The sequence below is a fragment of the Collinsella aerofaciens genome (assembly GCF_040926265.1).
GTDB lineage: Bacteria > Actinomycetota > Coriobacteriia > Coriobacteriales > Coriobacteriaceae > Collinsella > Collinsella aerofaciens_BB.
This window is the reverse complement of record NZ_JBCOIL010000053.1, coordinates 1-1585: the sequence shown is the minus strand read 5'-3', so window position 1 is coordinate 1585 and position 1585 is coordinate 1. Positions and strand designations below refer to the sequence as shown.

Annotated in this window: 1 protein-coding gene; it reads left to right on the top strand. The window is 70.9% G+C overall.

Going from position 1 to position 1585, the window contains the following annotated elements:
* Positions 1-285 precede the first annotated feature (285 nt).
* Positions 286-1575, top strand: a complete 1290-nt coding sequence (locus AB5767_RS10005; RefSeq protein WP_368131831.1) for an IS110 family RNA-guided transposase — start codon at positions 286-288, stop codon at positions 1573-1575.
* The last annotated feature ends 10 nt before the right edge of the window (positions 1576-1585 follow it).

Genomic DNA, 1585 nt, shown 5'->3' with positions numbered 1-1585 from the left:
CCGCACTGATATTTTCTGTATTGAAGACGTCGATGGTGCACCCGTATACCATTGACGTCGACACCATCAGATGCGGACCGCGCGGTGACCCCACATTCCGCTGGCGCCCACGGGGCTGCCCTCGTTTCCTGACATGTCCCGCGCGGGCCGCGGCGAGCCGAGACCGCCGCATGACCTAATAGGAGCATGGAGCGATACCGCGGACCCGAACAACCGCATTCTATCGCGCCCCGTCAGTGTGCCGTCTGCCCGGTCCAGGCGAGCACGGAAAGAACGGAGCGAGACATGCAAAACGAATCGACACCCGACGCCCGCGGGCCGGTCTTCTGCGGGGTCGACACCCACGCCGACTCGCACTGGCTGTGCGTCCTGGACTGGAGGGGCCGCAGGGTCCTGTCCCGCCGGTTCCCCGCCGACGCGGCGGGCTACGAGGCGCTCGCCGGGGCGATCGCGGCGGCCGGGGAGCCGGCCTGCGTCGCGATGGAGGGGACGTCGTCCTACGGGGCGGGCCTCACCAGGCACCTCGCGTCGCTTGGGATGCCCGTGCGCGAGGCGCTCTCCCCGGCGAGGATGCAGAGGAGGCGCCCGGGGCAGGGAAAGTGCGACGAGTCGGACGCGGAGAGGGCGGCCCGCGCGGCGATGTCCGGCTCAAAGCTCGGGACCCCCAAGAGCCAGGACGGGTGGGTCGACGGGGTGCGCTGCATGCTCGCGGCGCGCTCCGGGGCGGTGAAGGCGCGGACCTCGGCGATCAACACCGCGAGGTCGCTGCTCACCACCGCCCCGGAGGGGCTCAGGTCGAGGTTCCGCGGGATGGCGGGGCCGAGGCTGATGGAGGAGCTCCCCTCCGTGCGCGCCGAGGGCGCGCTGGGCGCCGCGCTCGGCGCGCTGGCGGACCTGTGGGCGGCGGCGCGCGACGCGGCGCTCGACATGGAGCGCGCGATCGAGGCGTCCCTGGAGGAGAACTGCCCCGCGCTGCTGGCGATGTACGGGTGCGGGCCCGTGAGCGCGGCCAAGCTCGCGGTCGCGGCCGGGGACAACCCGGGCAGGCTGCGCTCCGAGGCGTCGTTCGCGGCGATATGCGGGGCCTGCCCAATCCCCGCCTCGAGCGGCAAGACCGTGAGGCACAGGCTCAACAGGGGCGGCGACCGGCAGGCGAACAGCGCTCTGCACGAGATCGCGAGGCAGAGGGTCATGCGCGACCCCGAGACCGCCGAGTACGCCGAGAGGGCCAGGGCGCGGGGGAAGAGCGACAGGGAGGTCATGAGGTGCCTCAAGCGCTACGTGGCCAGGGAGGCGTACCGGGCGCTGATGCGCCCGCACGAGATCAGGAGGCCCGAGGACGCCTCGGGGCTCGTGGCGGCCAGGCGCGCGGCGAGGGTCAGCCAGGTGAGGGCGGCGTCCATACTGGGCACCAGCGAGAAGTACATCTCGATGCTGGAGAGGGGCCAAAGGGAGCTCAAGCCCATAAGGAGGGCCTACGAGGCATGGGTCGAGGCCGGACTTCCGCTCGATTGGGACAGGCAGGCCTTCGAGGCCGAGCGCAAAATGGATTCTAAAAAACACCTTGCCAAATAGGAGCGTCAGG